At 69.5% G+C, this 24,688-nt stretch carries 23 protein-coding genes; 18 read left to right on the plus strand and 5 right to left on the minus strand.

The annotated features are described in order from the left end of the window. Positions 1–62 precede the first annotated feature (62 nt). The 6 genes from LOS78_RS12050 (at position 63) to hflX (ending at position 8,692) form a co-directional block, all read left to right on the plus strand. Positions 63–2,321, plus strand: coding sequence for an ATP-binding protein (locus tag LOS78_RS12050; protein ID WP_371824725.1), 2,259 nt, complete (start codon positions 63–65; stop codon positions 2,319–2,321). Further along, positions 2,318–3,706 carry a sigma-54 dependent transcriptional regulator gene (locus tag LOS78_RS12055; RefSeq protein WP_230378381.1) on the plus strand — a complete coding sequence of 463 codons (1,389 nt, stop codon included), beginning with the start codon at positions 2,318–2,320 and terminating at the stop codon, positions 3,704–3,706. Before LOS78_RS12050 ends, LOS78_RS12055 begins: the two co-directional genes overlap by 4 nt. A 360-nt stretch (positions 3,707–4,066) precedes the next feature. Then, complete coding sequence (trkA, locus tag LOS78_RS12060; protein WP_028712251.1) at positions 4,067–5,443, plus strand: Trk system potassium transporter TrkA; 1,377 nt, start codon at positions 4,067–4,069, stop codon at positions 5,441–5,443. Positions 5,444–5,452: 9 nt separating this feature from the next. Beyond that, complete coding sequence (locus tag LOS78_RS12065) at positions 5,453–7,075, plus strand: potassium transporter TrkG (protein ID WP_028712250.1); 1,623 nt, start codon at positions 5,453–5,455, stop codon at positions 7,073–7,075. Positions 7,076–7,150: 75 nt separating this feature from the next. Next, positions 7,151–7,384 (plus strand): RNA chaperone Hfq, encoded by a 234-nt coding sequence (gene hfq, locus LOS78_RS12070; protein WP_017999735.1) that lies wholly within the window; start codon positions 7,151–7,153, stop codon positions 7,382–7,384. Further along, positions 7,385–8,692, plus strand: coding sequence for a GTPase HflX (gene hflX / locus LOS78_RS12075; protein WP_230378382.1), 1,308 nt, complete (start codon positions 7,385–7,387; stop codon positions 8,690–8,692). A 266-nt stretch (positions 8,693–8,958) separates the two neighbouring features. Here hflX and LOS78_RS12080 read toward each other — a convergent pair whose 3' ends face one another. The 5 genes from LOS78_RS12080 to LOS78_RS12100 form a co-directional block, all read right to left on the minus strand. Continuing rightward, complete coding sequence (locus LOS78_RS12080) at positions 8,959–9,879, minus strand: carbohydrate kinase (RefSeq protein ID WP_230378383.1); 921 nt, start codon at positions 9,877–9,879, stop codon at positions 8,959–8,961. Between the two features lie 19 nt (positions 9,880–9,898). Beyond that, entirely contained in the window at positions 9,899–11,206 is a 1,308-nt protein-coding gene (locus LOS78_RS12085) for a zinc ribbon domain-containing protein (RefSeq protein ID WP_230378384.1), read from the minus strand. A 9-nt stretch (positions 11,207–11,215) separates the two neighbouring features. Further along, positions 11,216–12,346: an SPFH domain-containing protein gene (locus tag LOS78_RS12090; protein ID WP_028712246.1), complete on the minus strand. Its 1,131-nt coding sequence runs from the start codon at positions 12,344–12,346 to the stop codon at positions 11,216–11,218. A gap of 278 nt (positions 12,347–12,624) precedes the next feature. After that, positions 12,625–13,656 (minus strand): DUF2927 domain-containing protein, encoded by a 1,032-nt coding sequence (locus LOS78_RS12095; RefSeq protein WP_028712245.1) that lies wholly within the window; start codon positions 13,654–13,656, stop codon positions 12,625–12,627. Next, entirely contained in the window at positions 13,653–14,828 is a 1,176-nt protein-coding gene (locus LOS78_RS12100) for a toxic anion resistance protein (RefSeq protein WP_028712244.1), read from the minus strand. Before LOS78_RS12100 ends, LOS78_RS12095 begins: the two co-directional genes overlap by 4 nt. A gap of 249 nt (positions 14,829–15,077) precedes the next feature. On the opposite strand from LOS78_RS12100, the gene fabF reads away from it, so the two are divergent. The 12 genes from fabF to LOS78_RS12160 all read left to right on the plus strand — a co-directional run bounded on the left by fabF (position 15,078) and on the right by LOS78_RS12160 (position 24,688). Next, positions 15,078–16,340, plus strand: a complete 1,263-nt coding sequence (fabF, locus tag LOS78_RS12105; protein WP_028712243.1) for a beta-ketoacyl-ACP synthase II — start codon at positions 15,078–15,080, stop codon at positions 16,338–16,340. Continuing rightward, a complete protein-coding gene (mltG, locus tag LOS78_RS12110; protein ID WP_230378385.1) occupies positions 16,337–17,515 on the plus strand; it encodes an endolytic transglycosylase MltG in 1,179 nt (392 codons plus the stop codon). The genes fabF and mltG overlap by 4 nt, the downstream gene beginning before the upstream one ends. Positions 17,516–17,904: 389 nt before the next feature. Next, the gene (locus LOS78_RS12115) at positions 17,905–18,192 is read left to right on the plus strand and encodes a hypothetical protein (protein WP_036697761.1); all 288 of its coding nucleotides are present in this window, start codon (positions 17,905–17,907) and stop codon (positions 18,190–18,192) included. Continuing rightward, positions 18,092–19,483: a DNA-packaging protein gene (locus LOS78_RS12120; RefSeq protein WP_230378386.1), complete on the plus strand. Its 1,392-nt coding sequence runs from the start codon at positions 18,092–18,094 to the stop codon at positions 19,481–19,483. The genes LOS78_RS12115 and LOS78_RS12120 overlap by 101 nt, the downstream gene beginning before the upstream one ends. Positions 19,484–19,601: 118 nt before the next feature. Next, a complete protein-coding gene (locus LOS78_RS12125; RefSeq protein WP_230378387.1) occupies positions 19,602–20,783 on the plus strand; it encodes a phage portal protein in 1,182 nt (393 codons plus the stop codon). 1 nt (position 20,784) lies between these two features. Then, entirely contained in the window at positions 20,785–21,018 is a 234-nt protein-coding gene (locus tag LOS78_RS12130) for a hypothetical protein (protein ID WP_019352420.1), read from the plus strand. Beyond that, complete coding sequence (locus LOS78_RS12135; RefSeq protein ID WP_230378388.1) at positions 20,999–21,556, plus strand: HK97 family phage prohead protease; 558 nt, start codon at positions 20,999–21,001, stop codon at positions 21,554–21,556. The genes LOS78_RS12130 and LOS78_RS12135 overlap by 20 nt, the downstream gene beginning before the upstream one ends. 22 nt (positions 21,557–21,578) lie before the next feature. Continuing rightward, on the plus strand, positions 21,579–22,745 hold the full coding sequence (locus LOS78_RS12140; RefSeq protein ID WP_230378389.1) for a phage major capsid protein: 1,167 nt from the start codon (positions 21,579–21,581) through the stop codon (positions 22,743–22,745). A 136-nt stretch (positions 22,746–22,881) separates the two neighbouring features. Continuing rightward, positions 22,882–23,499, plus strand: a complete 618-nt coding sequence (locus LOS78_RS12145) for a hypothetical protein (RefSeq protein WP_230378390.1) — start codon at positions 22,882–22,884, stop codon at positions 23,497–23,499. Continuing rightward, positions 23,496–23,846: a head-tail adaptor protein gene (locus tag LOS78_RS12150; RefSeq protein ID WP_230378391.1), complete on the plus strand. Its 351-nt coding sequence runs from the start codon at positions 23,496–23,498 to the stop codon at positions 23,844–23,846. The genes LOS78_RS12145 and LOS78_RS12150 overlap by 4 nt, the downstream gene beginning before the upstream one ends. Beyond that, positions 23,843–24,262 carry a DUF3168 domain-containing protein gene (locus LOS78_RS12155; protein ID WP_230378392.1) on the plus strand — a complete coding sequence of 140 codons (420 nt, stop codon included), beginning with the start codon at positions 23,843–23,845 and terminating at the stop codon, positions 24,260–24,262. Before LOS78_RS12150 ends, LOS78_RS12155 begins: the two co-directional genes overlap by 4 nt. Before the next feature lie 12 nt (positions 24,263–24,274). Beyond that, a complete protein-coding gene (locus tag LOS78_RS12160; RefSeq protein WP_024843686.1) occupies positions 24,275–24,688 on the plus strand; it encodes a phage major tail protein, TP901-1 family in 414 nt (137 codons plus the stop codon).

Consider the following 24,688-nt stretch of genomic DNA (forward strand, 5'->3'; position numbering starts at 1 on the left):
GAGTCGCTGAACGGCCACAGAACGGCCGCGGACACAGCGGCGAAACCGTGAGGACGGGCAAGGTGGCGGGAACGCTGTCCAGGGGCACATGGGAACGCGTCGCACGGTTGCGGCGCCTGCGGCTCTATCGCAATGCGGCGACCCTTGGCCTGGTGCTGCTGGGTCCGGCGCTGGCGGGGCTGACCTTCGCGGTGATGGGGCCCTTCGCCAATGCCGTTTCGGGCGGTTCGCTGCTGCGGCTGGTGCTGCTGGCCGATCTGCTCTACCTGATCGTGCTGACCGGGCTTGTCGTGGCGCGCATGGCGCAGATCGTCGCGGCGCGGCGCAAGTCGGCGGCGGGCTCGCGGCTGCACATGCGGCTGGTGGGGGTCTTCGCCACCATCGCGCTGGTGCCGACGGTGCTGGTGGCGCTGTTCGCCGGCCTGACGGTGAATATCGGCCTGGAGGGCTGGTTCTCCAACCGCGTGCAGCAGGTGGTCTCGACCTCGCTGGCGGCCGCCGAGGCCTATCAGGACGAACATCGCCGCGACCTGACCAATGACGCCAAGCTGCTGGCCGGGGCGCTGACGCAAGAGGCGCGGCGCAACCCGATGCTGGACGACGGCGAGCTGCGGCTGCTGCTGGGCCAGTTTCAGGCGCTGATCCAGCGCGGGCTGCGCGAGGCCTATATCATCGACGGCCGCGGCACCATCCGCGCCCGGGGCGAGCGCAGCTATCAGTTCTGGTATGAACAGCCCGGCCCCGCCCAGTTCGACGAGGCGGCGACCCGCGGGCTGGTGCTGATCGAGGACTGGCAGAACAACGAGTTCCGCGCCCTGGTGCCGCTGGCGCCGCTGGCCGACCGCTATCTCTACGTCACCCGCGACGTGGACGGCAGCCTGCTGGGCCTTCTGGACGACACCCGCCAGACCGTCGGCGAATACCAGCGGCTGGAGCAGGAGCGCGGCCGGGTGCTGTTCGAGTTCTCGCTGCTCTATCTGGGCTTTGCGCTGCTTCTGGTGGCGGCGGCGATGTGGCTGGGCCTGTGGTTCGCCGACCGGCTGTCGCGGCCCATCGGCCGGCTGGCCGAGGCCTCCGAACAGGTGGGCGAGGGCAATCTGGACTTCCAGATCCCCGCCCCCGACACCGGCGACGAGATCCAGACCCTGGGCGAAAGCTTCAACCGCATGACCCGGCAATTGAAGCAGCAGCGCCAGGAGCTGGTGGAGAGCTACCGCGCCGCCGACGACCAGCGCCGGCTGTTCGATTCCGTGCTCTCTTCGGTCACCGCCGGGGTGATCGGCCTCGATGCGGCGGGAGAGATCGACTTCCTGAACCGTTCGGCGGCGCGGCTCCTGGGCCTCGATCCGGCGACGGCGCATGACCGGCTGCTGTCCGAGGCGGTGCCGGAATTCGCGCCGCTGTTCGAGCGCCTGTCGCAATCGGTCAACGAATCGGTGCAGGACGAGATCCGCCTGACCCGAGAGGGCCGCGTCGAAAGCCTGCTGGTGCGCATGGCGATCCGCCGCGGCGCCGCCGGGGGGCTGGAAGGCTATGTCGTGGCGCTGGACGACGTGACCGACCTCGTGTCGGCGCAGCGCATGGCGGCCTGGGGCGACGTCGCCCGCCGCGTCGCGCATGAGATCAAGAACCCGCTGACCCCGATCCAGCTTTCGGCCGAGCGGCTGAAGCGCAAGTTCGGCCCCATCGCCGGCGAGGAGCGCGAGGCCCTGGAGCAATATACCGAGGTCATCATCCGCCAGACCAACGACCTGCGCCGCATCGTCGACGAGTTCAGCCGCTTCGCCCGCATGCCGGAACCCGACCGCAAGGAAACCGACATCGCCAAGCTCCTGCGCGATGCCGAGCTGATGCAGCGCGACGCGCTTCAGGGCGCTCTCGTCTCGGATATCCCCGACGAGCCGGTGATCGTCGATGCCGATGCCGGCATGATGCGGCAGGTCTTCACCAACCTGCTGAAGAACGCCGGCGAGGCGCTGGACGAGCTGCGCGCCGACCCGCCCGAGGGCTGGCAGCCGCAGGTCCGGGTCATGCTGCGCGTGGCCCCCGATGCGGTGACCATCCGCATCACCGACAACGGCCCGGGCCTGCCCCAGGACCGCACCCGGCTCTTCGAACCCTATGTCACCATGAAACCCGGCGGCACCGGGCTCGGCCTGCCGATCGTCAAGAAGATCGTCGAGGAACACGGCGGCAGCCTGATGCTGACCGACGCCCCCGAAGGACGCGGCGCCATGGCCGAGATCCGCCTGCCGCGCGAGCGCCAGCCGGTGCGCCTGTCCGCGCGCCGCCACAAACACGAGCAGGAAGCATTCAAATGAGCGATATTCTGATTGTCGATGACGAGCGGGACATCCGCGAGCTGATTTCCGACATCCTGCGCGACGAGGGCTTCTCGACCCGCCTCGCCGCCAATTCCGACCAGGCGGTGGCCGAGCTGAACGCGGCCGAGCCGGCGCTGATGATCCTCGACATCTGGCTCAAGGACAGCAAGATGGACGGGATCGACATCCTCAAGCAGGTCAAGCGCAACAATCCCGACGTGCCGGTGGTCATCATCTCGGGCCACGGCAATATCGAGATCGCGGTGGCGGCGATCAAGCAGGGCGCCTACGACTTCATCGAGAAGCCCTTCAACATCGACCAGCTGCTGGTGGTGATCCGCCGCGCCATGGAGACGGCGCGGCTGCGGCGCGAGAACTCGACGCTCAAGCGCGGCGAGGCGCGGGCCTCCGAGATGCTGGGCAATTCCGCGCCCTTCCGCCGGCTGCGCGAACAGCTCGACAAGGTGGCGAAATCGAACGGCAGGGTGATGCTGACCGGCGAGCCGGGGGCGGGCAAGGAGATCGCCGCGCGCTATGTCCACGCCCACAGCCCGCGGGCGCGCGAGCCCTTCGTCACCGTGCCCTGCGCCACCATCGAGCCCGACCACATGGAGGAGGTGCTCTTCGGCCGCGAGACCCCCGAGCGCGGCATCGAGCCGGGGCTGCTGGAGCAGGCGCATGGCGGGGTGATCTATTTCGACGAGGTGGCGGACATGCCGCTGGGCACCCAGCCCAAGATCCTGCGGGTGCTGACCGAGCAGCAGTTCCAGCGTTCCGGCGGCACCGACAAGGTGCGGGTCGACCTGCGGGTGATTTCCTCGACCAACCGCGACCTCGCGGCCGAGATCGCCGCCGGCCGCTTCCGCCAGGAACTCTACGACCGGCTGAACGTGGTGCCGGTGCCGGTGCCGTCGCTGGCCGACCGCCGCGACGACATCCCGATGCTGGCCGAACATTTCATCGAGAGCTTCCATGCCGGTCAGGGCCTGCCGCTGCGCGCCCTGCCCGAGGAAACCTGCGCGGCGCTGCAGGCGATGAACTGGCCGGGCAATATCCGCCAGCTGCGCAACGTGATCGAGCGGGTGCTGATCCTGGGCGACGGCACCGGGCCGATCCAGCCCGCCGAGCTGGAAACCCAGAACGGCGGCGCCAGCACCGGCGAGGCCCTGGCGCTTGGCCCGCAGATCACCAGCCTGGCGCTGCGCGAGGCGCGCGAGCTCTTCGAGCGGGAATACCTGCTGGCGCAGATCAACCGCTTCGGTGGCAATATCAGCCGCACGGCGCAATTCGTCGGCATGGAACGCTCGGCCCTGCACCGCAAGCTGAAGTCGCTGGGCGTCGTCGGCGGGATGCGCGTCGAGGAGGAGCTGATGGGGAAATGACGGCGGACCCGCGCCGGTGGCGCGGTCGCATGAGTATTTGGAAAACGGTGAATGGCAGATGCTGCGCCCCGGATCACCGGGAGTTCTGCAGATCACTCCAGGGCGACCCGGGGCGCTTTCACCGTTTGCGGTCATCGGCTCTCCAGCCTGTACCGCATGGTCTGTCTACAGGGGCGAGGTTAAGAAAAGCCTAACCGCTTCACCGTTTTCCAAATACTCATGCGGCGGTGTTTCCAAATACTCATGCGGCGGTGGGACAGGCGCTGCGGCTGCACGGGTGGCCCTGATGTTTTCGCTGTATCCGTCGCCCGCGCCGCGCGATAGGATCGCGCTTCACGAAGGGCATGGACCGGGGCCGGAATGAAGATCATCATCTGCGGGGCGGGGCAGGTCGGCTGGCATATCGCGCGCCATCTGGCGGGCGAGCGGAACGACGTCACCATCATCGACACCAATGCCGAGCTGGTCCGGCGCGCCACCGATGCGCTGGACGTGCAGGGCGTCACCGGCTTTGCCAGCCATCCCGACGTGCTGGACCGCGCCGGGGCGCGCGACGCCGACCTGATCATCGCCGCGACCCATTCCGACGAGGTGAACATGGTCACCTGCCAGGTCGCGCATTCCGTCTTCCAGGTGCCGCGCAAGATCGCCCGGCTGCGCAGCTCGGCCTATCTGGATGCGATCTATTCCGATCTCTACCGCACCGACCACCTGCCCATCGACGTGGTCATCAGCCCCGAGCGCGAGGTGGCGCGGGCGGCGATCCAGCGGCTCTCGGCGCCCTCGACCTTCGATGCCGAGACCTTTCTCGAGGGCCGGCTGCACCTGCTGGGCATCCTGCTGGAGCCGGACAGCCCGGTGCTGAACACGCCGCTGCGCCAGCTCAACGACATGTTCATCAGCCTCAGCGCCATCGTCAGCGGCGTGCGGCGCGGCGGCAAGCTCTTCGCCCCCGAGCCGGGCGACCAGCTGTTCGAGGGCGACCAGGTCTATGTCTTCACCCTGGCCGAGGACGTGCCGCGCACGCTGGAGATCTTCGGCAAGCCCATGGCCAAGCAGGAAAGCGTGGTCATCATCGGCGCCGGCAATGTCGGCCTTGCCGTGGCCCAGGCGCTGGAGGCGCGGCCCGAGCGCATCCGCGTCAAGCTGATCGAGCGCAGCCGCGCCCGGGCCGAGGATGCGGCCGACGCGCTGAACCGCACCATCGTGCTGAACGGCGACGGGCTTTCGGCCGAGCTGCTGGAGGAGGCGGCCGTGCCGCGCGCCGATGCGGTGCTGGCCATCACCGACGACGACAAGACCAATATCCTGGCCGCGGTGCGCGCCAAGCAGGCCGGCGCCAAGCTGGCGATTTCGCTGGTCAACGATCCGACGCTGATGTCGCTGATGGAGCCGCTGGACATCGACGCCTTCATCAATCCGCGCGCCAGCACCGTCTCGACCATCCTGCGCCATATCCGGCACGGCCGGGTGCGCGACATCTATTCCATCGGCGATGCCGAGGCCGAGGTGATCGAGGCGCAGGTCCTGTCCACCTCGCCCATCGCCGGCCGGGCGGTGCGCGACATCGAATTCCCCGAAGGCGCGCTGATGGGCGCGGTGCGCAAGGGCGAGCGCGTGATCAAGCCGACGGGCGACCTGCGCATCGAGGAGGGCGACATCGTGGTGATCTTCGCCCTGACCTCCGACATCCCCGAGGTCGAGCGCCTGCTGCAGGTCTCGATCGACTTTTTCTGAGGCGTCGGCATGAAGCTCCTGCTGCGCCTGCCGCTGATCGTGCTCCTGGGGGGGATCGGGGCGCTGGCCATGGTGCTGCCGGGGCTTTACGCCCATGCGCAGGACAGCCACAAGATCGGCTCGATCTTCCTGGGCGCGGCGGGGCTGTTCGTGCTGCTGGCGGCGATCCTGGGCATCGCCACCGCCGGCACGCCCGAGGGGCCGCGGGCGCGCAGCGTGCTTCTGACCATGCTGGGCACCATGGCGCTGCTGCCGGCCATGCTGGCGGTGCCCTTCGCCCTGGCCCTGCCCGATACCGGGTTCTTCAACGCCTGGTGGGAGATGATCTCCTGCCTGACCACCACCGGCGCCTCGCTTTATTCCCCCGAGCTGCTGCCGGCGCCGCTGCATCTGTGGCGGGCGCTGGTCGGCTGGCTGGGCGGGCTGTTCATGCTGGTCGCGGCCATCGCGCTGCTGGCGCCGCTGCGGGTCGGCGGGTTCGAGATCATGTCCTCGCCCTATGGCCGCAGCGAGCGGTTCGAGCGCCTGCCGCGCTCGGCCGAGGGCCCGGACGCCCTGGCCCCGCTGACCCATCCCGCCTTCCAGACCGAGCTGGCCGATCCGGCGCATCGGGTGATGCGGGCGGGGCGGGTGGTGCTGCCGGTCTATGCCGGGCTGACGCTGCTGATGTGGATGCTGCTGCTGATGCTGGGCGAAACCGGTCTGGTGGCGCTGACCCGTGCCATGGGCACGCTGTCGACCAGCGGCATCAGCCCGGTGGGCGGCCCGGCCGGGCAGGGCAGCGGCATCGCCGGCGAGGTGGTCATCTTCCTGTTCCTGATCCCGGCGCTGTCGCGCCGGTTCTGGCCGGGCGGCGGCGAGCTCAGGGCCAGCGAGAGCTGGGCCGGGGATCCCGAGCTGCAGATGGCCGCCGGCGTGGTGCTGCTGGTCTCGGTCGTGCTGTTCGCGCGGCATTTCGCCGGCGCCATCGGCGTCTCGCCCGAGGGCGGCATGGGGGTGCTCGGCACGCTGGACAGCGCCGCTTCGGCCGCCTGGGGCGGGATCTTCAACGGGCTGAGCTATCTGACCACCACCGGCTGGAACTCGGTCGAATGGCAGGGGGCGCGCAACTGGTCGGGGCTCAGCTCGCCGGGGCTGATGCTGGCGGGGCTGGCGATGATGGGCGGCGGCGTCGCCACCACGGCGGGCGGGGTCAAGCTCCTGCGGGTCTATGCCCTCGCGCGCCATTCCGAGCGCGAGCTGGAGCGGATCGTGCATCCCAGCTCGGTCGGGGGCGGCGGGCTGATGGCGCGGCGGCTGCGGCGCGAGGGCGCCTATCTCGCCTTCATCTTCTTCATGCTCTTCGCCAGCTCCATCGCGGTGACGGTCATGCTGATCTCGCTGCAGCGGGTCGAATTCGATTCGGCGACGATCCTGTCCATCGCGGCGCTGACCAATACCGGGCCGCTGGCCGGCGCGATTCCGCTGACGCCGACCTTCCAGGGCTCGGCCGGCATGGCGGGGGCGCCCTGGGCGGGCTGGGCCGGGCTGCCGGGGCTGACCAAGGCGGTGCTGGCCGGTGCGATGATCGTCGGCCGGGTCGAGACCCTGGCGATCCTGGCGCTGGTCTCGCCCGAATACTGGCGCCGTTAGGGCGGACACATGCTTGCAAGCGGCTGCCCGCTCGCCTAAGTCTTGAAAACCAGCGATAAGAACAAGGTGCCCCGAATGGCCGGCGACAAACAGAACCTCCAGGACGCTTTTCTGAACCATGTGCGCAAGGGCAAGGTCCCGGTCACGATTTTCCTTATCAATGGTGTGAAATTGCAGGGTGTCATCACCTGGTTCGACAATTTCTGCGTGCTCCTGCGCCGCGACGGACAGTCGCAGCTGGTCTACAAGCACGCCATTTCCACCATCATGCCGGGGCAGCCGATCAGCCTCTATGACGGCGAGGATTGATTGGCCGAGCCCTCGGAAACCCGCGAGCGGCCGACCCGCGCCTATGTGATCCATCCCGATCTGGGCAATTCGCGCACCCGCCGCTCGCCCGAGCTGGCGCTGGAAGAGGCCGTGGCGCTCGCCCATGCGCTGCCCGCCATCGCGGTGACGGGGGCCGAAGTGGCGCGGCTGCGCAATCCCGATCCGGGCATGCTGTTCTCCAAGGGCAAGCGCGAGGAGATCGGCGAGCACCTGCAGGCCGCCGCCGAAGGCGAGGGGGCGGAACTGGTGCTGATCGACGGGCCGGTGACGCCGGTGCAGCAACGCAACCTGGAAAAGGAATGGGGCGTCAAGATCCTCGACCGCACCGGGCTGATCCTGGAAATCTTCGCCGACCGGGCGCAGACGCGCGAGGGCGTGTTGCAGGTGGAACTGGCGGCGCTGGCCTATCAGCGCACCCGGTTGGTCCGGGCCTGGACCCACCTGGAACGCCAGCGCGGCGGGTTGGGCTTCGTCGGCGGCCCCGGCGAGACTCAGATCGAGGCCGACCGCCGCGCCATCGACGAGCAGGTGATCCGCCTGCGCCGGCAGCTCGAGCGGGTGGTCAAGACCCGCGAGCTGCATCGCAAGGCCCGCGCCAAGGTGCCCTATCCGATCGTGGCGCTGGTCGGCTATACCAATGCCGGGAAATCCACGCTGTTCAACAGGCTGACCGGGGCCGAGGTCCTGGCCCAGGACCAGCTTTTCGCCACGCTGGACCCGACCATGCGGCAAATGGTGCTGCCGGGCGGGCGCCGGGTGATCCTGTCCGACACCGTGGGCTTCATCAGCGACCTGCCGCATGAGCTGGTCGCCGCCTTCCGCGCCACGCTGGAAGAGGTGCTGGCCGCCGACCTGATCCTGCACGTCCGCGACATCTCGCATCCCGAGACCGAGGAACAGGCGGGCGATGTCGGCGAGATCCTCGAATCGCTGGGGGTCGAGGAGGACGTGCCGCTGATCGAGGTCTGGAACAAGATCGACGCGCTTTCGCCCGAAACCCGCGCGGCGCTGCGGCGCACCGATGCGCGGACCGCGGGGGTTCAGGCGATCTCGGCGCTGTCTGGCGAGGGGCTGGAGGCATTGCTGGCCGCCATCGAGGCGCGGCTGGCCGAGGCGCTGGACGAGCCGCGCCTGGAGGCCGAGCTGGTGCTGCCGCATTCGGACGGCCGGCGCCGGGCCTGGCTGCATGAGCGCGGCGTGGTGGTGGCCGAGGAACTGGCCGAGGACGGCGTGCATCTGCGCCTGCGCTGGACGGAGCGGCAGAAGGCGGCCTTCGAGGCGCTTTGACCGACACCGTCGCGCGGGCGGCTTTTGAAAGACGGCAGCGGCCGCAAGAGCCGGGCGCGGCCGGTGCCGATTGAGCGGCTGCGATTTGGGTATTTGGGAAACAGAGAAGCCAAGGCCGGGCCGCAGGGCGCGGCCTCTTCGCTTTCACGGTTTCCCCAATGTCCGAATTCCGTCCTGCCGGTCGGTTTGGGGCAAAGGCGGCTTCTCTGTTTTCCAAATACCCATGTCGCGACGGAACGGCTAGGGCCGAGGCTTCCCGTCTGGGGTCAGGCCGGCAGGGCGGAAAGCTCGTGCGCCCAGGGCGGGTTGGCGCCGGGGCGCGAGACGGTGATCGCCGCCGCCCGGGTGCCGAGCGCCAGCGCCTGGGCGACGGCCTCCGGCGTCAGGCGCTCCAGCCCCTCGCGCGTCAGCACGCCCGCGCGGTCGAGCGCGGCCAGCACCCCGGCGTTGAAGGTGTCGCCGGCGCCGATGGTGTCGGCGACCTCGACCCGCAGGGCCTGGGCGGCCAGCGGCTCGCCCGACCAATGCGCCCGCGCTCCCGCCGAGCCGCCGGTCTGGAAGACCACCCGCGGCCCGCGTGCGAGGATCGCGGCGGCGGCCTCCTCGAAGCTTGCGCCCGGCATCAGCCAGTCGAGGTCGTCGCCCGAGAGCTTGACCAGGTCGGCCATGCCGATCAGCCGGTCGAGCCGGGCGCGATAGGCCGTCTCGTCGGCGATGAAGAAGGGGCGGATGTTGGGGTCCAGCATCACCGGGATGCGGTGGCGGACGCGTTCCACCAGCGCCTCGACGGCGGTGCCGCAGGGATCGGGGACCAGGCTGATGCCGCCGATGAACAGCGCCGAGACCGCGTCGGGGATCTCGGGCAGGTCCTCGGGCGCCAGCATCCGGCCGGCCGAGCCCTCGTCGTAGAAGGCATAGCGCGCCTCGCCCCCGGTCAGGGTCACGAAGGCCAGCGTGGTCAGCCGGTCGCTGCGCGGGCAAAGGCCGGTATCCACCCCCGCCTCGGCCAGCGGGCGCAGCAGCATCTCGCCGAAGGTATCGCGCGAGATCGGCCAGAGATAGCCCGTGTCGATGCCCATGCGGCCAAGCGCGATGGCGGTGTTGTAGACCGCGCCCCCGGGCAGGGGCCGGTAATGGGCGCCCTCGGGCACCATGTCGATCAGCGATTCCCCGGCGCAAAGGATCATCGGCTTCCCCTCCCGTTTCTTAGCCGCTTCGGACGGCGGGACCGTCCGCTCCTGTCTCCTGATAGCGGTAACTGCCGCTGATGGAAATATCCGGCGTCAGGTCGGCGGCGCCGAAGCGGATGAAACCGCCGCGCTCGTTCAGCCAAAGCGCCGCCAGAAGCAGCGCCAGCGCCAGCAGCACGGCAAGGGCGATCTTCCAGGCAGACCAGGGCCGCTCGCCCTGCACGCGGCCGGACTGGCCGTTGACCACGAAACGATAGCTCTTGCCGTTGTAGCGATAGGCGGCGGTCCAGACCGGCAGCAGGATATGCTTGAAGGTCTCGTTCGCGAAGCGGGTCTCGATGCCGGTGACGCGCTGCTCGTTGCCGCCGATGGCGCGGCGCACATCCATGGCGATCACCCCGGCCATTTCCTGCCGGGCGATGCCATGACCCGAGCCGAGCGGGATCGTATAGCCCTCGGCCAGAAAGCCGGCCAGGTATTCGGGTTGGTAGGGCACCAGATGCGACAGGTCCCAGGGCGTCAGCGCATCGGTGATGCGGCGCGGCAGCGCGCTGGAGGCGAGCACCAGCACATCGTCGAAATTCCGTGCCACCTGGCCCGAAACCGGGGTCCAGCGCGTCTTGCGCACCTGCCGCGCCACCCGCTGCTGGCGGCCGTTCACCATCTGCGTGACGTAGACGGTTTCGTAATACCAGTCGCCGCGCGCGCCACTGTAGCGCGAGGCGGTGTCGGCGTCGAAGGTCCAGAAGGGCGAATAGACCCCGCTCATCTTCTTGCCGCGCCGGGCATAGGCGGTCAGGCCCGAGGGGGCGAACCACAGCCCGCGCAGCCAGTCCTCGAGCGCGGCTTTCGCCTGCGCCTCGGTGATGACGAAGGGCAGCACGCCCTGCGGCTTGATGTGGCGCGTCGCGCCGGTGTCGGTGACGACGGCGGTGGCGCAGAACGGGCAGGCCGAGGCGTGGCGGTCGCTGGTGATCTCGACCTTGGCGCCGCAATTCGGGCAGGAGAGGGTGCGCACCGTCTCGGTCAGGTCGCTGTGCCGGTCCAGCGAAAGCCCGTGCTCCAGCGGCAATTCCTGTAGTTGCGGCGACTTGTGCCCGCCGTCCCATTGCAGCGCCCGCCCGGTCGCCGGGTCGAGCAGGATGGCGCTTTCGCCCCATGGCCCCTGCTGGCTTTGGCGGGAGGGCGCGCGGGCGGGGCCGGGGCCGATATGGCTTTCATGCCCGCAATAGGGGCAGACCAGGCTTTGCTGGCCGGGCGAGAATTCCAGGCTGGCGCCGCAATTCTCGCAAGGATAGCGGTATTCCGAGGGCGGCGTCGGCATTCCGGCGGCTTACTCCGCCTTCGGGATCGGCGGCGGGGGCGGCGGCGCGACGGTGAAGAGCTGGGCGAGTTCGGCGACCTCCTCGGCCGGTTTCCAGCCGTCCTGGCCGGGGGTCCAGACCAGCGTTTCGCGGGTGAAGCCGCCTTCGCGCACCAGGCGGCCGAGATGGGCGCGGCCATAGGGGCCGTCGGCCTGGCCGTTCACGGCGATATGCCAGACGGTTTCGGGATGCAGCGGCGGCGGGGTCTGCGGCGCCTGCTGCTGGGGCACGGCGCCCCAGGGGCCGCGCTGCGCCATGGCGGCGCCCATGCCCGCGCCAAGCCCGGCGCCGATGCCCGCGCCCATTCCCGCACCCATGCCGCCGGGCTGGTTCGAGGCGTTCAGCATCGCCTCGGATGCGGCGTATTGGCCAAAGCGGTTCAGGTCGCCGACGATGCCCATCGATGTGCGCTTGTCGAGCATCCTTTCCACCTCGTCGGGCAGGCTGATGTTCTCGATGTAGAATTCCGGGATGGTCAGGCCATAGGCGGCGACGGTGGGGCCGATCGCCTTGGCGACCATCTGGCCCAGATCGCCGGTATTCGCCGCCATGTCCAGCACCGGGATGCCCGAGCCCGCGATCATGCGCGAGAATTCCTGCACGATGATGTTGCGCAGCTGGAAGCTGATCTCGTCGCGGGTGAATTCGCCGTCGGTGCCGACGATCTCGGTCATGAAGCGGCCGGGGTCGGTCACGCGCATGGAATAGGTGCCGAAGGCGCGGATGCGCACCGGGCCGAATTCCGGATCCCGCGCGATGACCGGGTTCTTGGTGCCCCATTTCAGGTCGTTGAAGCGGGTGGTGTTGACGAAATAGATCTCGGACTTGAAGGGCGAACGGAAGCCGTGGTCCCAGTGCTGCAACCGGGTCAGGATCGGCAGGTTGTTGGTTTCCAGCATGTAGAGGCCGGGCTGGAACACGTCCGCCAGCTGCCCCTCGTGGATGAAGACGGCGGCCTGGCCCTCGCGCACGGTCAGCTTGGCGCCGTATTTGATCGCCTTGCCGACGGTCGGGTAGCGATAGACCATCGTGTCGCGGGTGTCGTCGGTCCATTCGATGATCTCGATGAACTCGCCGCCGAGGATGTTGAACAGGGACATGGGTCTGCCTTTTTCGTTGCGAGGCCGCGGGCTGCCCTTGAGGATAGTGCCGAGGCCGCCCCGCTCGTCAAGCGAGGAGAGGGTGGCGATGGCGGCGCGGATTCATCTTTTCTTGAAGAAAGGGTGATAGCCAGGCGGAAATGCCGCCCCGCCCCCGATCCCGGATATGTGCCATGCCGAAGCCGCCGGACCGCCCGCCCGACCGAGTTCTGCGCCTGTTGGCGGGGATTGCGGCCTGGCTGGGCCTGGCGTTCCGGTCGCTGCGGGGCGGGGCCCTGTCACACCTCGGTTCCCAGCAGCTCGCGGGCGATCTGCAGCACGATGGGGCGGGCCTCGGCCTCGGTCATGCCGGGGCGCAGGCGGGGGTCGTAGAGGATCTTCAGCAGCAATTCGTCATGCTGCGTGAGATAGGCGAATTCCTCGTCGTCGTTGAAGATCGAGGGACGCACGCGCGGGCTGTCATTGGCCAGGCCCATGCCCTGCGCCAGTTCCTCGTGGATGCAGGAGCGGCGCAGGCGCGGCGGCAGCTCGGACCGGATCAGCGCCACGGCCTGGGCATAGGCCGGGGAGTTGCCGTTGGAATAGGCGAAGACCGTGCAATAGTTCTGCGGCGCCAGGTCGCGCAGCGCGGCGATGTCGCCGGCCGGGATGCCGGGCACCAGCGAGGACAGGCGCGGGCCGATGGCGCGGCGCTCGTCCTCGTTCAGGATCAGCACGTTGAAATTGCCCGAGGCGCCGGTCAGCGCGACCGGATGGCCGGTGATGCGCTGGAGCCGCGCGGCATAGCCGGCGATCTCGGCCCGGTCGCGGGCCCGCTGGGCGGGGGCGACCGAGTCGCCGAATTCCAGCCGCACCCGCACCGGCTGCTGCCAGCGCCGCAAGGGCGCGGGCGTCGGGCGCGAGACCAGCTTGCCGCCCTCGCGCACATATTCGTCGTGCAGCGCCACCTCGATGAAATCCTCGGCCAGCTTTTCCGGGGTCAGCGCGATCTCGGTGCCGGGATCGGTGCGCAGCCGGCCGCGGGCGATCAGCGCCTCCTCGACGCCGGCGAGATAGTCGCGCATGTTGCGGCTGGCGGGCGAGGCGGCGGCGGCCTCGGCGCGCGCGGTGGCGGCGCGGGCGCTTTCGGCGCGTTCGCGGCGCAGCGCGGCCTGATCGACCGGCGGTGGTTCGGGGCGCTCGGGCGGCGGCGGGGCCTCGACCGGGGGCGGCGGGGCCTCGGCCGGGGGCTCGGGCGCGCAGGCGGCCAGCAGCGCCAGCAGGGCCAGCGCAAGGGTCAGGTGCAGGGAGGGACGGGCAGGCAGGGTCACGATGGCGTCGATGCTGGGTTGGGGGATCGGGCGCTGGCCGAGGCGAGGGTCTTGCGCAGCTCGGCCTCCATCGCCTTGAGGTCCTCTTCGGCGGCGGCGCGGCGGGTGCGGCCCTCGTCGGCGATGCGCAGGCTGTCCTCGATGGTCGAGATCAGCTCGGCATTGGCGGTGCGCACCGCCTCGATGTCGAAGACGCCGCGCTCGACCTGGGTGCGGATCTGGGCATTGGCCTCGCGCAGGTTCTTCGCGTTGGCGGTCAGAAGGTCGTTGGTCAGGTCGTTCGCCTCCTTGACCGCGCGGGCGGCCTCGGCGCTGCGCTGGATGGTCACGGCCTGCGCCAGCTGCGTTTCCCACAGCGGCACGGTGTTGACCAGCGTGGAATTGATCTTTGTGACCAGGGACTTGTCGTTTTCCTGCACCAGCCGGATCGAGGGCAGCGACTGCATGGTCACCTGCCGCGTCAGCTTGAGGTCGTGCACCCGGCGCTCCAGGTCGTCGCGGGCCGAGCGCAGGTCGCGCAGTTCCTGCGCGGCCATGACCTTGTCGTTCTCGGCCGCGGCCTCGACAGCCGCTTCCCTGGCGGGGATCTCGTCGCGGTCGATCTGGGCCAGCTTCTCCTCGCCCGCCGCGATGTAGAGCGCGAGCTCGTCATAGAAGTTCAGCGTGCGGTCATAGAGCAGGTCGAGCGACTTGATGTCCTTCAAGAGCCGGTGCTGGTGCTGATCGAGATCGGCGGTGATGCGGTCGATCTGGCCCTGCACCTGTTCGTAATTGGCGACGAACTTGGCGAAGGGCGCGGCGCGGCCCAGAAGCTTCTCCCACCAGCTGCGCTGGCGGCGCACGTCCAGCTCGCTGACCGAGAAGCCGCGGATGGTGGTCACGATCTCGCGCAGGGATTCGCCGGCCGGGCCCACATCCTTGTTCTTGACGTCGGCCAGCATGGCCTGGCTGATTTCCTGCAGCTCGTTCTGGGCCCGGGCGCCGAAATGCACGATCGAGCCGGAGTCGCGGATGTCCACCTCGGCCATGCGCTTGCGGATCTCTTCGGCGACGGCGGGCTCGGCCTCGGCCAGTTTCGGGGCGGCTGCGGGGGGCTCGGGCAGGACGACCGCGGTCACGGTCTGGATCTCGTCCAGGGCGGCCTGGGCGCTGGCCTGTGTCTGCGTGGTCATCCGGCGTCGTCCTTTCCTATGGGAGCGTCTGCAAGAGAGGGGCTCGGCCGCAGAATAGGCCGATTCCCGATGAGTTCAACGAGCGCCCGCAGGTGCGGTTCCCATTGCTTTCAGGGGTGTTGCCATCCTGCCCGAATGGCGCCGGACCGGTGGGGCGGCGGCTTGCCGGCCCAGGGCCGCTTTGCGTTGCGCGGCGGGCGGCGCGCGTGTAGAACCTGCCCGATTGAGCGTTGCGAAGGGAGCCCGTGCATGCGCAGAGTTGTCGTCACCGGTCTGGGGATGGTCACGCCGCTGGCCTCGGGGGTCGAGGAGACCTGGTCGAGGCTTCTGGCCGGAGAATCCGGCGCCGGACCGATCACCCGGTTCGACACCGCGAATGTGGCGACGAAATATGCCTGCGAGATCCCGTTCGGCGACGGCACGGGCGGCAGCTTCAACCCCGACGACTGGATGGAGCCCAAGGACCGGCGCAAGGTCGACGACTTCATCCTTTACGGCATGGCCGCCGCTGCGCAGGCGGTGAAGGATTCCGGCTGGGAGCCCGCGAACGAGGACGAGCGCGAGCGCACCGGGGTGATGATCGGCTCGGGGATCGGCGGGCTGTCCTCGATCGCCGACACGGCGGTGCTGATCAAGGAGCGCGGGCCGAAGCGGGTCAGCCCCTTCTTCATTCCCGGCGCGCTGATCAACCTGGTCTCGGGCCAGGTCTCGATCCGGTTCGGCTTCAAGGGGCCGAACCATGCCGTGGTCACGGCCTGCTCGACCGGCGCCCATGCCATCGGCGACGCGGCGCGGCTGATCATGCTGGGCGATGCCGACGTGATGGTCGCGGGCGGCACCGAAAGCCCGATCTGCGAGATCGGCATCGCCGGCTTCAACGCCTGCAAGGCGCTGTCGACCAAGCGCGAGGACGATCCCAAGGCTGCCAGCCGCCCCTGGGACGAGGACCGCGACGGCTTTGTCATGGGCGAGGGCGCCGGCGTCGTCGTGCTGGAGGAATACGAGCACGCCAAGGCGCGCGGCGCGAAGATCTATGCCGAGATCCTGGGCTATGGCCTGTCGGGCGACGCCTATCACATCACCGCCCCCAGCGAGGACGGCGACGGCGGATTCCGCAGCATGACCAATGCCTTGAAGCGCGCCAACCTGTCGCCGGGCGACCTGGACTATATCAACGCGCATGGCACCTCGACCATGGCCGACGTGATCGAGCTGGGCGCGGTCGAGCGGCTTCTGGGCGAGGCCGCGGGCGATGTGGTCATGTCCTCGACCAAGTCGAGCATCGGGCACCTCTTGGGCGCGGCGGGGGCGGTCGAGGCGATCTTCTGTATCCTGGCGCTGCGCGACCAGATCTGCCCGCCGACGATCAACCTGGACAATCCGGCGCGCGAGACCCCGGTCGACCTGGCCGCCAATGCCGCCGTGCGGCGCAAGGTGGATTACGTGCTGTCCAACAGCTTCGGCTTCGGCGGCACCAATGCCAGCCTGGTGATGGGGCGGGTCGAGGAATGATCTGGCGCCATATCGCGTCGAACTTCCTGACGCTGCTGATCGTGATCCTGATCGCGGTCGCGGCGGCCATCGCCTGGGGCAAGCACGAATACACCAAGCCCGGTCCCAGCGCCGTGGCCGCCTGCGTCCGGGTCGCCCCCGGCGCCAGCCTGAACGCGGTCAGCCAGCAGCTGGCCGAGCAGGGGGTGGTGTCCAATGCCTATGTGTTCCGGGCGGGCGCCGATTATGCCGGGAAATCGCGCGATCTGAAATACGGCTCCTATCTGATGCCGCCGGGGGCCAGCATGGAGGAGATCGTCCGGGTCATCACCGCCGGCGGTCCCAGCACCTGCGGCACCGAGGTGGTGTTCCGCATCGGCGTGCGGGAAAATTCGGTGATCCTGCGCGACATGGATGCCGAGACCGGGGTCTTTGCCGAGCAGGCGAAATACAATCCCGCCAGCGAGCCGGCGCCCGAGGTCATCGTTGCGGCGGAAGCGAAGCCGGACGCGCGGCTGCGCATCTCGGTCGCCGAGGGCGTCACCAGCTGGCAGGTGGTCGAGGGGCTGAAGCAGGCCGGGTTCCTGGGCGGCGAGGTTTCGAAAGTGCCCGACGAGGGCATCCTGGCGCCCGACACCTATGACGTCGAGAAGGGCGCCGAGCGCGCCGGGCTACTGGCCGAGATGGAGCGGCGGCAGGCGGCGTTCCTGGCCGCGGCCTGGGAGAATCGCGAGCCGGATCTGCCCTACGAGACGCCGGAAGAGGCGCTGATCATGGCCTCGATCATCGAGAAGGAGACCGGGGTGCCGGACGAGCGCCGGGTGGTGGCCAGCGTCTTCGTCAACCGGTTGCGGCAGGGCATGCGGCTGGAGACCGACCCGACGGTGATCTATGGCGTCACCGGCGGCAAGGGGGTGCTGGACCGCGGCATCCGGGGGTCCGAACTGCGGCGGCGGACGCCCTACAACACCTATCAGATCGACGGGTTGCCGCCGACGCCGATCGCCAATCCCGGCCGGGCGGCCATCGCGGCGGCGCTGGACCCCGAGGATACGGATTACGTGTTCTTCGTCGCTGACGGGTCCGGCGGGCACGCCTTTGCCCGCACGCTGGAGGAGCACAACCAGAACGTCGCGCGCTGGCGCGAGATCGAGCGGCAACGCGGGCAGCCGCTTTCCCCGGTGCAGGGGGATTGACCGGCGCCGGCCCTTGGCGCGGGCCGGCCGGTTTTTTTTGAGTATTTGGGAAACGGTGAAGGCACGGCAGTGCCCCGGCGGCGGGTGTTGCGCCGGGCGTGCGTTGCGGTGTTGCGTGAGGCAATCGATTGTTATTGCGGGGGAAAACGGCGCTGGGCGATGCAACCTTTGGTTTTGCGTTGGCTCAGCGAACGCCCTGAAGTAGAAATTACCCATGCTGGGAGAGATGGGCAAGCGGCCGGGTCGATGACCTTGGGCCGCTTTTTTCATGTCTCGCTCGTGCGGACAGGCACACGAGGGCAGGGCGATCAAGAATGACCATGAGTTTCGATCCGGGGCCGGAGGCGCCGGAAGGGCCTTTCGTGCCCGGCGCCGCCACGGCGCCCGACATGAGCGTGCTGGACATCGCGGACGGGCTGTTTCGGTCCTATGCGGCGGATCTGACCCGGCTGCGGGAAAAGATCCAGGCAGGCGAGACGGGTGAGTTGAAGGAATCCGGCAAGCTGGTGCGTGACCTTCGGGCCGCGACCCAGATGGTGCTGGAGGAAAGGAGCAGGGTTGACAAGCTTCGCAAGGATGCTGCCGGACAGGTCGGTGCAGGCGCACTCGACCTTGTCGCGGCACGAGACGAGATCGGGCGCCGCCTGGCTTGCCTGCGCCGCGCCGCAGGAGGTTGATGATTTCCTGGGCGGGCTCAGCGACAATGCGCTGGCCGCGCTGCCCTGGCTTTTCGAGTTCTGGGCGCTGCCGCATCAGCTGCCGCCCGAGGGCGACTGGAAGACCTGGGTGATCATGGGCGGGCGCGGCGCGGGCAAGACCCACGCCGGGTCCGAATGGGTGCGCGCGCAGGTCGAGGGGGCGACCCCGGACGCTCCCGGGCGGGCGCAGCGCGTGGCGCTTGTGTCCGAGACCTTCGATCAGGCGCGGGACGTGATGGTGTTCGGCGAGTCGGGGATTCTGGCCTGTTCTCCGCCGGACCGCCGCCCGGTCTGGGAGGCGGGGCGGCGGCGGCTGGTCTGGCCCAATGGTGCGACCGCGCAGCTCTATTCGGCGCATGAGCCCGAGGCGCTGCGCGGGCCGCAATTCGACGCGGCCTGGGTCGACGAGCTGGCGAAGTGGAAGAAGGCCGAGGAGACCTGGGACATGCTGCAATTCGCGCTGCGGCTGGGGCAGCATCCGCAGCAGGTGGTGACCACCACGCCGAAGAACGTCGCGGTGCTGAAGCGGATCCTGGGCAATGCCTCGACCGTGACCACCCATGCGCCGACCGAGGCCAACCGCGCCTATCTGGCCGAGAGCTTCCTGGCCGAGGTCGAGGCACGCTACGCCGGCACCCGGCTGGGACGGCAGGAACTGGAGGGCTTGCTGCTTGAGGATGTCGAGGGGGCGCTGTGGACGACCCCGATGCTGGAGCGTTGCCGGGTGGAGGCGGCGCCGCGGCTGTCGCGCATCGTGGTGGCGGTCGATCCGGCGGTGAGCTCGGGCGCGGCCTCGGACGAATGCGGCATCGTGGTCGCCGGCGTGGTCAGCGAGGGGCCGGTGACGGAGTGGCGGGCCTATGTGCTGGAGGATGCCTCGGTCCGGGGCGGGCCGCTGGACTGGGCGCGGGCCGCCGTCGCCGCGATGCAGCGGCACGGCGCCGAGCGGCTGGTGGCCGAGGTCAACCAGGGCGGCGACCTGGTCGAGAGCGTGATCCGGCAGGTCGATCCGCTGGTGCCGTTCCGGGCCTTGCGGGCCGGGCGCGGCAAGGGGCTGCGGGCCGAGCCGGTGGCGGCGCTTTACGAGCAGGGTCGGGTGCATCACCTGCGCGGCCTGGGCGCGCTGGAGGACCAGATGTGCCGCATGTCCGTGGCGGGCTATGACGGGCGCGGCTCGCCCGACCGGCTGGATGCGCTGGTCTGGGCGATCCACGAGCTGGTGATCGAACCGGCGGCGTCCTGGAGGCGGCCGGCGGTGCGGGGGCTGTAGCGCCGGACCGGGGCTCTGCCCCGGACCCCGGGATATTTACGCAAGAAAGAAGGGCCGTTGGGGGTCCGTGGAGGGTCGCGCGAGCGGCCCTTTTTCATTGGAGATTCAGGAGGGACCGATGGCATTTCCCTGGTTCGGGCGGGGGGCTGCGCCCGCGGAGGTCGAGAAGAAGGCAAGCGCCGCGGGCAAGGTGGTGGCGCTGGCGGCGGGTTCGGGGCGGGTGGTCTGGTCGCCGCGCGACACCGCTTCGCTGACGCGGACGGGCTTCGTCGGCAATCCGGTCGGGTTTCGCGCCGTGCGGCTGATCGCCGAGGCGGCCGCCGCCGTGCCGCTGGTCTGCCAGGATCGCGAGCGGCGCTATGACCTGCATCCGGTGCTGGACCTGCTGCGCCGGCCCAATCCGGGCCAGGGCCGGGCCGAGCTGTTCGAGGCGCTGTTCGGGCAGATCCTGCTGAGCGGCAACGGCTATCTGGAGGCGGTGGGCGAGGGCGCCGGGGGGCTGCCGGGCGAGTTGCATGTGCTGCGCTCGGACCGGATGGCGGTGGTGCCGGGGCCGGATGGTTGGCCCGTCGCCTATGAATATGGCGTGGGCGGGCGCAAGATGCGCTTCGACATGGCGGGCAGTCCCGATCCGATCTGCCACATCCGCAGCTTCCATCCGCTGGACGACCATTACGGGCTGTCGCCGATGCAGGCGGCGGCGGTGGCGGTGGATGTGCACAACAGCGCATCCGGCTGGTCGAAGGCGCTGCTGGACAATGCGGCGAGGCCGAGCGGCGCCATCGTCTACAAGGGCGCGGACGGGCAGGGCAGCCTGTCGCCGGACCAGTACGACCGGCTGGTGACCGAGATGGAGATGCACCACCAGGGCGCGAGGAATGCCGGGCGGCCGATGCTGCTGGAGGGCGGGCTCGACTGGAAGCCGATGGGGTTCTCGCCCGCTGACATGGAGTTTCACGAGACGAAGCTGGCGGCGGCGCGGGAGATTGCGCAGGCCTTCGGGGTGCCGCCGATGCTGATCGGCATTCCCGGCGAGGCGACCTATGCCAATTACGCCGAGGCGCATCGGGCCTTCTACCGGCTGACGGTGCTGCCGCTGGTCTCGCGCGTGGCCAGCGCCGTGGCCTGGTGGCTTTCCGAGCATCTGGGGGCCGAGATCGACCTGCGCGCCGATCCCGACCAGGTGCCGGCGCTGGCCGAGGAGCGCGACAGCCATTGGCGGCGTATCGGCGACGCCGCCTTCCTGACCGAGGCCGAGAAGCGCGCCGCGCTGGGGCTGCCGCCGCTGGCGGAGGAATGAGATGGAGGGCTCGCGTTTCGTGAAGGAGCCCTTCGACTGGCACGACCAGCGTTTCGACACGCAGGAGCGGATCATGGCGCTGCAATTCGGCCAGGTGGAGCGGCGGCTGGAGCGGATCGAGGCGCTGATCGAGGGGCTGGAGCGGCGCCTGTGGATGACGGTCTATGGCGTCGTCGCGGTGATCCTGACCCAGGCGGTGCAGTCGATCCTGGAATATGCGCCGAAAGGAGGTTGACGTGAATTCAAAGGATTACGGGCTGGAGTTGAAATATGCGCAAGGGGGCTCTCTGGTCGCCGATGGCACGCGGATCGAGGGCTATGCCAGCCTGTTCGGCCTGGCCGACCAGGGCGGCGATATCGTGGTGCGGGGCGCCTATGCGGCCAGCCTGAAGCGGCTGGTGGCGCGGGGGGACAAGGTGCGGATGCTGTGGCAGCACGATCCCGCCAAGCCCATCGGCGTCTGGGACGAGATCCGCGAGGACGAGAAGGGGCTTTGGGTCAAGGGGCGGCTTCTGCCCGAAATCGCCCAGGCGAGGGAGGCGGCGGCGCTGGTCGAGGCCGGGGCCATCGACGGGCTGTCGATCGGCTATCGCACCGTGAGCGCCGAGCGTGACGGCAAGGGCCGGCGGCTTCTGTCCGAGGTCGAGCTGTGGGAGGTGTCTCTGGTCACCTTCCCGATGCTGGCCGAGGCCAAGGTGGGCCCCAAGTCCGATGGCGCATTGGAATTGGCGGCGGCCTTCCGGGCCGCGACGCGGGCGCTGCGCGCCGAGTGAATTTCACCAGATGGAGGGGACCATGACCGAGGTGAAAGCCGCGGCCGGGGCGGACATGCCCGGCGAGCTGGGGGTCGAGATGCTGGGGTTCGTCAATGAGCTCAAGGCATTCCGCGCCGATATTCAGAAACGACTGGAAGCACAGGAAGAACGCATGACCATGCTGGACCGCAAGACCATTTCCCGCGCCCGCGCCCCTCTGTCGGCCGAGGCCGATCAGGGCGCGCCGCATCAGAAGGCCTTCGACGCCTATATCCGCCACGGCGACGACGGCGCGCTGCGCGGGCTGCCGCTGGAGGGCAAGGCGATGACCACCACCAGCGACGGCGGCTTCCTGGCGGCGCCGACCGTGGCCTTGCAGGTGCAGGAGGCGCTGAACGTCACCGCCTCGCTGCGCCGGGTCGCCAATGTGGTGACGGTGGAATCGGCGACCTACGAGGTGCTGGTCGATATGGGCGATATCGCCCATGGCTGGTCCACCGAGGCCGGCACCCAGGGCGAGACCGGAACCTCGACCGTGCAGCGGGTGGTGATCCCGGTGCACGAGCTTTCGGCCATGCCCAAGGCCAGCCAGCGGCTGCTGGACGACAGCGCCTTCGACGTCGAGACCTGGCTGGCCGGCCGCATCGCCGAGAAATTCGCCCGCGCCGAGGCCACGGCCTTCGTCAATGGCGACGGGGTCAACAAGCCCAAGGGCTTCCTGACCCATACCAAGGCGCCGAACGGCACGGCGACCAATGTGCAGATCGGCACCATTCCTTCGGGCGGGGACGGCGATTTTGCCGCCAATAACCCGGCCAATGCGCTGATCGACCTGGTCTATGCGCTGGGTGCGCAATACCGGGCCAATGCCAGCTTCCTGATGAACTCGAAGACCGCCGCGGCGGTGCGCAAGATGCGCGATGCGGATGGCCGCTTCCTGTGGGCGGACAGCCTGGCCATGGGGCAGCCGGCGCAGCTGCTGGGCTATCCGGTTCTGGTCTGCGAGGACATGCCGGACATCACGCGCGGCTCGTTCTCGATCGCCTTCGGCGATTTCCGCTCGGCCTATACCATCGTCGAGCGCCCGGACCTGCGCGTGTTGCGCGATCCCTTCTCGGCCAAGCCGCATGTGCTGTTCTATGCCACCAAGCGCGTCGGGGGCGGCGTCACCGATGCTCGCGCCGTCAAGCTGATGGTCTTCGGCTGATCCAGGGCCGAAGCGGGGGCCGCGCGGGCAATGTCCGCCGGACCGGCAAGCCACTGTCCGCGCGCGCGAGGGCGGATATGCGCGGCCCCCTTTTCGTCCAGAGGATGCGGCACCCCTGCGAGTGGGAGAGATGAAGATGATGCTTGTGGAAGTGACGGCGCCCGCAACCGAGGCGCTGCCCGTCGCGGGGTTGCGGGACCATTTGCGGCTGGGAACGGGTTTCGGCATGACCGAGGACGCGGCCGAGACCGCGGCGCTGGCGGGTTTCCTGCGCGCGGCCATCGCCACCATCGAGGCGCGCACCGGCAAGGTGCTGCTGGCCCGGCAGTTCCGGCTGCGGCTGGAGGAATGGCGCGACCCCATGGGCCAGCCGCTGCCGCTGGCCCCGGTCGAGGCCGTCGAGCGGGTCGAGATCGCCGACGCGGCGGGTGCGGTGACGCTGGTCGATCCGGCGCGTTACCGGCTGGTGCCGGATGTGCAGCGGCCGATGCTGAGGCCGGTGGGGGCCTTCCTGCCCTCGGTGCCTTCGGGCGGTTCTGTTTCCATCACCTTCCTGGCCGGCTTCGGGACCGCATGGTCGCGGGTGCCTCCTGATCTGGCGCAGGCGGTGCTGCTGCTTGCCGCGCGCTATCACGAGGACCGAAGCTTCGAGGGCACGCAGGGCGCGATGCCCTTCGGGGTCAGCGCGCTGATCGAACGCTGGCGCCTGGTCCGGGTGTTGGGGGGGCGCGGCACTCCGCGCGGCCGGGCATGAGCGCGCCGCGGCTGACGGTGCCGCTGGTCCTCGAATCTCCGGTCCGCGAGCCGGACGGGATGGGCGGCTTTGCCCTCTCCTGGCAGGAGGTCGGGCTGATCTGGGCCGAGATGCGGTCGGGCGCGGGGGCTGAGCGTTTCGCCGAGGTGGGGGCGCAGAGCGTCGTGACCTGGCGGATCACCGTCCGGGCGGCGCCCGCCGGCGATGCGCGCCGCCCGCGCCCCGAGCAGCGGCTGCGGCTGGGCGAGGGGGCGGATGCCCGGCGCTTCCGCATCGAGGCTGTGGCCGAAAGCGACCCGCAAGGGCGCTGGCTGGTCTGCGTCGCGAAAGAGGAGGCGTTGGCATGAGCTATCTGGGAACGGCCGCGCTGCAGGCGGCGGTCTATCGGGTGCTGCGCGAGGATGCGGCGCTGCACGAACTGGTGGGCGACGCGATCTATGACGCGATGCCGGTGGCGGCGCCGGCGGGCCCCTATGTCTCGCTGGGCCCCGAGGAGGTGCGGGACGCGGGCGACATGACGGCGGCGGGAGCGGTGCATGATTTCGTCGTCTCGGTGCTGTCGGGGGCCGAGGCGGCGGGCGGCTTCGGCGCGGTCAAGGCGGCGGCGGTCGCGGTCAGCGAGGCGCTGGAGACGGCCGAGATCGCGCTGCACCGGGGCCGGCTGGCGGGGCTGTGGTTCCTGCGCGCCCGGGCGCGGCGGGCGGAAAACGGCGCGGGGCGGCGGGTCGACCTGACCTTTCGCGCGCGCATCGACCTGGGTTGAGGAGAGACGGTGATGGCGGTGCAGAACGGACGCGACCTGCTGATCAAGATGGACATGACCGGCGACGGGCATTTCGAGACCGTGGCGGGGCTGCGGGCGACCCGGCTGGGCTTCAATGCCGAGACGGTGGACGTGACGAGCCTGGAGAGCGAGGGCCGCTGGCGCGAGCTGCTGGCGGGCGCGGGGGTGCGCTCGGCCAGCATCTCGGGGTCGGGGGTGTTCCGGGACGGGACCACGGACGAGCGCGCGCGGCAGGTGTTCTTTGACGGCGAGGTGCCGCGCTTCCAGGTGGTGATCCCGGATTTCGGCACGGTCGAGGGGCCGTTCCAGATCACGGCGCTGGAATATGCGGGCAGTTACAATGGCGAGGCGACCTATGAGATTTCCATGGCAAGCGCGGGCGCGATCAGCTTCGTCGCGTTCTGA

Source organism: Paracoccus sp. MA (assembly GCF_020990385.1).
Lineage (GTDB): Bacteria > Pseudomonadota > Alphaproteobacteria > Rhodobacterales > Rhodobacteraceae > Paracoccus.

What these genes read in the sequence shown, in the direction of transcription:
- LOS78_RS12155 (WP_230378392.1), top strand. Translation starts at nt 23,843, where the DNA reads ATGAGCTATCTGGGAACGGCCGCGCTGCAGGCGGCGGTCTATCGGGTG.
- LOS78_RS12160 (WP_024843686.1), top strand. Translation starts at nt 24,275, where the DNA reads ATGGCGGTGCAGAACGGACGCGACCTGCTGATCAAGATGGACATGACC.
- LOS78_RS12145 (WP_230378390.1), top strand. Translation starts at nt 22,882, where the DNA reads ATGATGCTTGTGGAAGTGACGGCGCCCGCAACCGAGGCGCTGCCCGTC.
- LOS78_RS12080 (WP_230378383.1), bottom strand. Translation starts at nt 9,879, where the DNA reads ATGATCCTTTGCGCCGGGGAATCGCTGATCGACATGGTGCCCGAGGGC.
- LOS78_RS12055 (WP_230378381.1), top strand. Translation starts at nt 2,318, where the DNA reads ATGAGCGATATTCTGATTGTCGATGACGAGCGGGACATCCGCGAGCTG.
- LOS78_RS12135 (WP_230378388.1), top strand. Translation starts at nt 20,999, where the DNA reads ATGCGCCGAAAGGAGGTTGACGTGAATTCAAAGGATTACGGGCTGGAG.
- LOS78_RS12150 (WP_230378391.1), top strand. Translation starts at nt 23,496, where the DNA reads ATGAGCGCGCCGCGGCTGACGGTGCCGCTGGTCCTCGAATCTCCGGTC.
- LOS78_RS12085 (WP_230378384.1), bottom strand. Translation starts at nt 11,206, where the DNA reads ATGCCGACGCCGCCCTCGGAATACCGCTATCCTTGCGAGAATTGCGGC.
- LOS78_RS12120 (WP_230378386.1), top strand. Translation starts at nt 18,092, where the DNA reads ATGCTGCCGGACAGGTCGGTGCAGGCGCACTCGACCTTGTCGCGGCAC.
- LOS78_RS12100 (WP_028712244.1), bottom strand. Translation starts at nt 14,828, where the DNA reads ATGACCACGCAGACACAGGCCAGCGCCCAGGCCGCCCTGGACGAGATC.
- trkA (WP_028712251.1), top strand. Translation starts at nt 4,067, where the DNA reads ATGAAGATCATCATCTGCGGGGCGGGGCAGGTCGGCTGGCATATCGCG.
- fabF (WP_028712243.1), top strand. Translation starts at nt 15,078, where the DNA reads ATGCGCAGAGTTGTCGTCACCGGTCTGGGGATGGTCACGCCGCTGGCC.
- LOS78_RS12065 (WP_028712250.1), top strand. Translation starts at nt 5,453, where the DNA reads ATGAAGCTCCTGCTGCGCCTGCCGCTGATCGTGCTCCTGGGGGGGATC.
- hfq (WP_017999735.1), top strand. Translation starts at nt 7,151, where the DNA reads ATGGCCGGCGACAAACAGAACCTCCAGGACGCTTTTCTGAACCATGTG.
- LOS78_RS12090 (WP_028712246.1), bottom strand. Translation starts at nt 12,346, where the DNA reads ATGTCCCTGTTCAACATCCTCGGCGGCGAGTTCATCGAGATCATCGAA.
- mltG (WP_230378385.1), top strand. Translation starts at nt 16,337, where the DNA reads ATGATCTGGCGCCATATCGCGTCGAACTTCCTGACGCTGCTGATCGTG.
- LOS78_RS12130 (WP_019352420.1), top strand. Translation starts at nt 20,785, where the DNA reads ATGGAGGGCTCGCGTTTCGTGAAGGAGCCCTTCGACTGGCACGACCAG.
- LOS78_RS12140 (WP_230378389.1), top strand. Translation starts at nt 21,579, where the DNA reads ATGACCGAGGTGAAAGCCGCGGCCGGGGCGGACATGCCCGGCGAGCTG.
- LOS78_RS12115 (WP_036697761.1), top strand. Translation starts at nt 17,905, where the DNA reads ATGAGCGTGCTGGACATCGCGGACGGGCTGTTTCGGTCCTATGCGGCG.
- LOS78_RS12125 (WP_230378387.1), top strand. Translation starts at nt 19,602, where the DNA reads ATGGCATTTCCCTGGTTCGGGCGGGGGGCTGCGCCCGCGGAGGTCGAG.